Consider the following 8,122-nt stretch of genomic DNA (forward strand, 5'->3'; position numbering starts at 1 on the left):
GTGATGTTTTTTCTGTCAGACGTTCCGCGATTACAACTATCGCTATAAATACCCCAGGCATCAATCTTTTTAGTTATCTCACCCCATTCAGATTAAGAAAACCAATCATTATAACACAAAATCAATTCTGCAAGAGGTCTATTAAAGTAGGTGAGTTACGCTGTAAAAAAAGTTTTTATCCATCAAATGCAGTGATTTTACCTGAATATGTGAAAGAAGAAAGAAAGCGATCGCCTCACCTTGGGCATAAAAGTAAATATTCATAAACTGCCTTTTTACTCCGTTGACTTGAAAGATTTTAGAAATTACTGATGGAGTATCATAGTCAGTAATCGCAGTGCAGTAAATAAATATACCGCACTGTAACTGTGTTTATCTATGATGTTTTTTACTGTGTGGTGGGGTGCTTTTTGATAATTGTTTGCTAAGGGATAATTCCGACGAAGAATTATTAGATATTGGTGAAGTAGCTATTTTATACGTCGCAAAACAGCAAGGAATAGCGACTAAAAAGATTAACGTAGCCTGACCAATTATTTGCCACGAGTTGAAAGTCAGTTTAGACTGAACTTGCCTAAAGAAAACAGACTCTAACTTTTGCTGAGTCGTGCGATTTTTCAAGTATTCTAAAACTTGCAGACATCCAGATATGTCCTCGCCTTTGTGGACTTTTTGGCACAGCAGAATTTCTAAGCGTTCAATGCGACGTTCTGGAGTTGATAAATTGATATCATCCCAATCGTCCCAAAGCTTGGTTTGTTGTAGTTCAGACATGAGCATTTCTTAATTATTTACGACGTTTGGATTTGTTCTTGTTACGTTCGTACTCAGCAAGGATATTTTTGAATTGTTGGGGAAGAATCACGGTTTTCTTATCTAATCGCAGTAAATAACATCCCCCAGAGTCACTTTTACAAGCGATGGTGGTAGGCCAGTTGAGTCCTGCGATTAGTCCAAGAGTAGTGAATGTGACAATGCCACTCAGGAAAAATAAAGTACCAGAGCGACCAGAGCCGACCCAAGCACCAGCCCAGAAAAGAAGTTCTTTGAATTGTTCAAACCGCTTGTGACGAAGTTTTTGACGTTGTGTTTGTGCTTCATTCCAAGCTTGGAGCTTTAAAAGCTTTTGGGCAGCAAGTTGGGTGGCTTTCGCATCAGAGGCTTTATCTACTTGGATATCAATGGTGCGTTCTCTGTTATGAATTTCCTGTTCTAGCTGGTAGTCGTATCGCTCTCTGATTCGCTGGGCAATTCCATTAATTGAACAGAAGTCGGGGGTAAGGAAAATACCCGATGTTTCTCCAGCAACCTCTGCAAGGGAGTTAGAGTCTGGGACTTTCCCTGAAGTTGCTGCATAATCTTATCTTCTAATTGAGCAAAGAGATAATCGCTTCCTTGAGATTGTTGTCCTAATTTGGCTAGGGCCTTTTGAACGTACAAGTCCTTAACTAATCCCGATGGAATTTTTTCAGCCAGATAATCTGTAACTCTATCAACTAAGCCAGCTAAAGCTTCTTCTGATTCAGTATTAATATTTCCAATGCTACTGGAAATATCAGGTGTTTCTTCACTAACGAACCCAGAGGCTTGGATAAAACGCTCGACTTCTTGGGGGGTATATTCCTCTTTCTCTCCTAATCCACAAAAAGCCAAAATCCTGGAAGCTTGTGTCAAGGTGAGCTTCAATCCCTGTTCACGAGCAACAATCAACAATTCAGTTATATCTAATGGTTTAGCCCCTTTTTTGGCAGACTTTTTCTCATTTTTGGTTTTTGGTGCAGAATTCTCCTCTAACCAATCTTGAAAAAGTGTTGTAGCTTCTTGATAATCAGATACTTGTCCATCCTTGAACCACTGACGAACGATATCAAACCGAGTCTCAATCTCTGCATCAGAGTATTCCTGTGTGTTATCAGTCAGTCCACAAGCTATCAATGTTGCTAAAACATCCTCTAATGACAGAGAATACATATTCTGCAAGGCTTCTTTAGTGTAAGGCATTACTCATCTCCTTCTAAGGGAACATTGTTTCAAAGGTAAAGTCATGTTCATGACACAAAAAATCTATAGATGGCTGGGGTTTGTCTGGTTCAATCAATCTTTCACCTGCCACATTAGATACCACCTGTTGCATCATTGGTTTAGCAGAAATAATTGTGGAAGAATCAACAGGGAAATCTTCTAAAAAAAACACTTCAGAGAGATATGCTATGTGCAACTTCAGCTTGTAAATAGTATTTCTGACATACTGTTTTACTTCTTGTTCCGAATAATTCCCATCTGCTTTTAAGGCAAAAGGCAACCAATATCCAAATAAAGCAGATAATACCTTATCCCTCTCGTTGATGTTACCGCCATGCTTCATGTAATTGATGAGGGCAATGCTGAACGGCTCTTTATTCATCGAAATTCGACACCGATAATCAATTCTTTGAATCTTTTCACTCATTTGTCGCGCCTGTATCCACAATATCCTGGCTTTGCTTCATTCCTCTACTACAGAGAAAGAAAAATAATCCATAAACATCTGTCAAACGATAATGGAGAGACTTAGATGCGACTTCAGGGAAACTATTATTGATTTGTGTCTCCAACCTTTCACACCAGTTCACATTAGAAAACGAAAACAAGTTATTCAACTGAGAACGGAAGTAATGAGCAGTACCTCCACCAATAATCACTTCATCGACATGACGAGGGACTTGTAATTTTAACCAGTTAGACAGCATCATCCAATATTCTTCTCTACTGTTGGCAACAGCATTACGAATTCTAGAAATCTCATGCTCTCTATAAATGGGATCTACATTTAAAGCTAATTCACCCAACGCTTTATGAGATGAGTTCTTCCCAGCCTTACAAATAGCCACCGTCAACTGCTCACTTTTTAACCCTGATGTCTGACTCTTGACTGATTCAACCATTTTCGAGAAACCTAAAGGCTCTGTCTTGCCCTTGCTCATCTCTCCACGCTCAATCAGCAGAATACTTGTATCTTGATAACCCAACATTACAACTGTGATAGTTTGCTCTTTGAGGATAGAACCTGGAGACCGCCCCCTGGTTAAAACTCCCCCGCCTTCAGGAAGACACAAAAATAGCTCTAATGAAAATGCTTTTGAACGTCCTTTGAACTTGTAGAGAGAAAGGGCCTTGGTCACTAAATCCTGAAATAAAACCCGATCTTGATATTCTCCCCATGGCAGCAAAATCCCTAAATGAATCGATGACCCATTTTCTAAATCGTGTTTGTCCGCGATCGCTCCCACAATCGCCAATACTTTAGGCAACGCTAACTCAAATTTCCGCTTTTGCAGTTGCAAGTCGGCATTAAAGCGCTTTCTCGCTAAAAACCCTACTGCAAAACAGTTCTGCTCATATTCAATCCAAGCACTATTTTCAGGATTTGACTCACCTATCTTACTTTGTTCATAAATTTCTAAACTTTCTCGCGGGACTGTCGCTACCTCCGGCTCCATCAAAATCAATTCTGGATTGAAGGAATTCAACGTGTAAAATCCCTTCAAAGATGAACCACCCGGATCTATTCCTAACCTTAGCAAGCTCATCACCAACACCCCCATTGAAAAATTTTAGTAGCCATTTTTTGGTATCAAAATAAATCAGTATAGCTAAATTCAGAGTATGTCATTCCTCTGATAATTCTAAGTCAGAATAACATAAAAGTCATGAGAATATTGAGATTTTATCAGTCATTTTCCAGTCGCTTCTTAGCACTTCCTGGAAGTTCCTGAAACCGATTTTTATGATAATAGTATGGTTAGCTAAAGGAGCATATATGGCATAGATGCGGCACTTTCACGGCATCCTAATTTTCATTTACGACGCACAGTACGCCAATTTTTGCGGAAAGTTTTTGAGCGTAATTTGCTATAGTAAAAAACATCAGAGTTGGAAAATAAAAAAATTGTTGTCGTCAAAGTTTTACCAAAATTTCTTCACTCGGCATCAAACAAAATTTTGTTTGGTGACGGGAATGAACTTTGGCAGCAATGGTTATTGGGTTAAGTTGTGTAAAGGGGAACAGGCAATAGGGAACAGGAAACAGAAAAGAGAGAATAAGCAAGAAAGTGAACAGCTTGGTTTTAAGAGTTTCCTGTTGCCTGTTGCCCGTTCCCTGTTCCCGCCCCGAAGGGGTATTAGCAGAGGTGAGCAATGCTAACAGCTGCTAACGTGTCCTCAGAGATGGCGGTGAAGTACTTCGTCAAAAACTACTACCATCAAGGCAAGTCGCGCTGGAGTGGACTAGGTGCAGAGAAACTTGGATTGTCAGGGTCAATTGATAATGAGCAAAAGTTTATCAATGTAATCGAAGGGCGATCGCCTGATGGCCGTGAGCAACTTAATGCGAGGGTGCTGAAACAAAAAGAACGTAGAGCAGCACTAGACTGTACATTTTCTGCGCCCAAGAGTGTGAGCCTAATGGCGTTGGTCGGTGGGGATTCAAGATTAATCGCCGCGCACCATCAGGCTTTAAAGGAAGTGATCGGGCTGATGGAAAGGCGTTATGCCATAACGAGGGTGACACAAGGAGATTGTCGTCGCAAGGTAAACACGGGTAACTTGGTCGTCGCGCAGTTTGACCATATCGAGAGTCGGGATTTAGATCCACATCTGCACACCCACTGCTTAGTCATGAATACGACGCAGACCAATGATGGTCAGTGGATAAGTTTGGTGAATAGTGAGATATTCGCTAACAAGAAATTCCTGGGGATGGCATACCAGAGCTATCTAGCGGCAGAAGTCCAGAAACTAGGGTATGAGGTAGAACCCAGAAAACATGGACAATTTGAGATTAAAGGTTTTAAAGAACAAGATTTAGAGGCGTTCTCAAAACGGCGGCAGCAGATCGTAGCTCTTGCTGGTGCATCTTCTTCATGGGCAGAGCGAAACCAAGTTTGGGATACTACTCGTCAACGCAAGCAAAAGTTAACAGAGGCAGAACTCAAATCGCTATGGTATGAAGAAGCTGCGGCACTGGGTATCAGTTTCATCAAGCCTTCTGAGCCAAATAGTCAAGTAGTTGCTGATTCTCTTGCCGAACCCAACGTTGAAGATGTGTTGGCAGATGCCATCGCTCATTGCAGTGAGAGGAATGTTGCCTTTAAACTTGAAGATTTAGAAAAATTTATCCTCTCTGAAAGACTTTTCACTGATGTAAATGCGCTTGAGCCATTAATCAAGGAGCATCAAGAGTTAATCGTTCTACCGGGAATGGAAAGACAATATACAACATGGACGGCAGTAAAAAGAGAACTAGCGACGATTGAGTTGATGCAGTCAGGAATTGGAGCAGTTAATCCGATACTGCATACACAAGTAGCTTCAAGCCTTTTAGAGAAAACCTCACTAAACCTTGGGCAGCGGCAGGCAGTTAGTCTAGCTGCAACGACAACAGACCAATTCATTGCGTGGCAAGGGGTAGCTGGTGCTGGTAAGACTTTCGCCCTCAAGGAATTAAACGCGATCGCACTCGCTCAGGGCTATACAGTCAAAGCTTTTGCCCCTTCATCGATGGCGGCCAAGGTATTAAGTGAGGAGCTAGGCATACAAGGTGAGACTGTAGCCAGTTTATTGGTGTCTGAGCCAGCACCCCGACTTGAATTAAATCAAATTTGGATTGTGGATGAGGCAGGTTTACTTAGTGCCAAAGATGCTCATGCCCTGTTAGAGAGAGCTACCCTTGAGGGAGCAAGACTATTACTAGTTGGCGATACCAAGCAATTATCGGCTGTCGAAGCTGGAAACCCTTTCAAATCCTTGCAACAAGCTGGCATCAAGACCGCGCACTTAAACCAATCAAACAGGCAGCGTAACCCAGAGTTAAAAATTGCAGTAGACCTAATTGCAGATGGGAGAGTAGAAGCAGGATTTAAGCAACTAGAGACAATAGGCAGTATTCAGGAAGTATCACCCGATACTACAAGAGAGATAATTGCTGCTGACTATATAGGATTAACCAAAGAGCAACGAGCGCGAACATTGGTACTGGCTGGTACAAATGTAGAGAAGTTGGCACTTACCCAGGCAATCCGAGGCAAGCTAAAAATTGAAGGAAGTTTAGGGGCAACTGCAAACATTACCCAGTTGCAAGCTTTAAACCTGACCAAAGTGCAGCTGCGTTATACCCATAACTTTGAACTAGGTAATGTGGTGATGCCAACGCGCAATTACAAACGCCGGGGTTTAGAGAAAGCCAAATTGTATGAAGTCGTCGGCAAGAACACCGACCGATTAATTTTGAAAGCAGACGATGGAAAGCAGTTAGAAGTAGATGCCAATTTTGACAAAGCTGTTTACCAACGCGAGCAAATTGAGATTGCTGTAGGCGATCGCTTGCAATGGAAGAAAAATGACCGCCAACTACAAAGGCGCAATGGTCAAGAATTTGTAGTCACGGCGATTGAGGGAGATTCCGCCCAAATTCAGTATTTAGATAGCAATCGAACTGAAACTATTAACCTAAGACAGGCGCAAAACCTGGACTATGCCCTTGTCAGCACAATCTATAGTAGCCAAGGTAAAACCACTGACCTAGCCTTGATTGCGGCAGATCACACCATTGGGCAAGAAAGTTTTTATGTGGCGATTAGTCGAGCTAGGCATAACGTCAAACTTTATACTAAAGACAAATCAGAATTGCTGGAACTGGCGCAAGAGTCTAAAGCCAAAGATAACGCCTTAGAATTGCTGATGAATTCCTTAAAAGTGGAACGAATTCAGGCGAAAACTGCCTCGGTCAGTCCAAGACCTAATGAGCCGGTAGTAAAACTTGAAGTTGCAATAGCAGAGCCTGTACTGAAAGCTCAACCGCTAGTCACAGAACAAGTCTCCTTGCCAGTTAGTCAGGCAGCCCCATTAGTTACAACGAGTTTAGAAACTGTAGCCAAACCCACTCTCAAAGAGAAACGTAGAGATGATAGAAAGTCTCCTGCTTTTGAAAAACCAGTATTAAAGACTGCTGTCCCAACAGAAGCATTCTGGATACCTCAAAAACAAGAAGAAGTACCTAATTTTATTGAACCAAAGCACTGGCAAGAGTTTGAATCAAGTGCCATTCACCCAGAAATTGCAGCGCTAAACTTTGAAAGCCTTCAGTTCAACTATGCAGGTGGTGAGCATGAGGCTTGGGAAAGGCTGATGGTTAGCGAAAAACTTAATCGTACAAATACGGGGCGACTTAGTGAAGGGTTAATCAAAGCCTATTCTCACCTTGATGCTGGTGGTTGGTGGTGTGATGCTGGAGTTGATGCGCGTTCATTTGCTGATTTAACACCAGGTGATAAACCTGCAATTAAAAGATGGGGATGTTACAAGCCGAACACACGTAGACCCAAAAAAAATGAGGATAACCAGGTAATTGAAGGAAAATTCATTAAATATGAGCATCCCCCAAAGGTTGAATTAAGTATTTTCTTGCTCAATGTCCCTGAAGATATTGCCGAACGCATCTACTCCAAACATAAAGTTAACCCCATTCAGCAGGAGCGGAAATCGGGATTTTGGTATTGTGTATGGAAATATAATTTACCGTGTGCTCTAGCAGAAGGAGCCAAAAAAGCAGCCAGTCTGTTGAGTCAGGGTCATGCTGCCATTGGGCTACCTGGGATTTCGGCGGGATACCGAACTCCCAAAGATGAGTTTGGCAAAAAAATCGGTAAGTCTTATCTTCATGAAGAGTTAGCAGTTTTCGCCACACCTAATAGAGTTTTTAAGTTCTGCTTTGACTATGAAACCAAGCCCGAAACGAAGCTCCATATCGAACGAGATATTTCAGTGACTGGAAGATTGTTACAAGAAACTGGAGCAAGAGTAAAAGTCATCAACTTGCCAGGCCCAGACAAAGGTGTTGATGATTTCATCGCCGCAAGTGGGCCACTCGCTTACGAGAAATTGAGTCATCTTGCTCCAACCTTTCGGGGCTGGCAACAGCAGAATCAGCATTCAAAGACTGCGGCTTTTCCACCTTTGCGTAAGCCGATACCAGAACAACGTTCTAAGTAGGTGGGTGGAATTAATTATAAGATAGAAAGACTGCTAAATTAGCCTATTATGCCTGCGCCTTTACGCATCATTCTCACGCCAGAAGAAAACCGAA

General features: G+C 42.0%; 6 protein-coding genes. 2 read left to right on the forward strand and 4 right to left on the reverse strand.

The features are described 5' to 3' along the window. A partial coding sequence (locus H6G26_RS42195) for a hypothetical protein (RefSeq protein ID WP_206757583.1) occupies positions 1 to 266 on the forward strand: 266 nt, incomplete at its 5' end. A 106-nt stretch (positions 267 to 372) separates the two neighbouring features. Here the strand turns inward: H6G26_RS42195 and H6G26_RS35770 are convergent. The 4 genes from H6G26_RS35770 to H6G26_RS35785 form a co-directional block, all read right to left on the reverse strand. After that, complete coding sequence (locus H6G26_RS35770; protein WP_190736070.1) at positions 373 to 774, reverse strand: hypothetical protein; 402 nt, start codon at positions 772 to 774, stop codon at positions 373 to 375. 438 nt (positions 775 to 1,212) lie between these two features. Next, a complete protein-coding gene (locus H6G26_RS35775; protein WP_190736072.1) occupies positions 1,213 to 2,001 on the reverse strand; it encodes a hypothetical protein in 789 nt (262 codons plus the stop codon). 13 nt (positions 2,002 to 2,014) lie between these two features. Further along, positions 2,015 to 2,449 (reverse strand): hypothetical protein, encoded by a 435-nt coding sequence (locus tag H6G26_RS35780; RefSeq protein ID WP_190736074.1) that lies wholly within the window; start codon positions 2,447 to 2,449, stop codon positions 2,015 to 2,017. Further along, a complete protein-coding gene (locus H6G26_RS35785; RefSeq protein ID WP_190736076.1) occupies positions 2,442 to 3,569 on the reverse strand; it encodes a ParM/StbA family protein in 1,128 nt (375 codons plus the stop codon). Before H6G26_RS35785 ends, H6G26_RS35780 begins: the two co-directional genes overlap by 8 nt. A gap of 607 nt (positions 3,570 to 4,176) precedes the next feature. On the opposite strand from H6G26_RS35785, the gene mobF reads away from it, so the two are divergent. Then, entirely contained in the window at positions 4,177 to 8,028 is a 3,852-nt protein-coding gene (mobF, locus tag H6G26_RS35790) for a MobF family relaxase (RefSeq protein ID WP_190736084.1), read from the forward strand. The last annotated feature ends 94 nt before the right edge of the window (positions 8,029 to 8,122 follow it).

Origin of the sequence: Nostoc sp. FACHB-888 (assembly GCF_014696655.1) — a bacterium.
In the GTDB taxonomy this organism is placed as follows: domain Bacteria; phylum Cyanobacteriota; class Cyanobacteriia; order Cyanobacteriales; family Nostocaceae; genus Nostoc.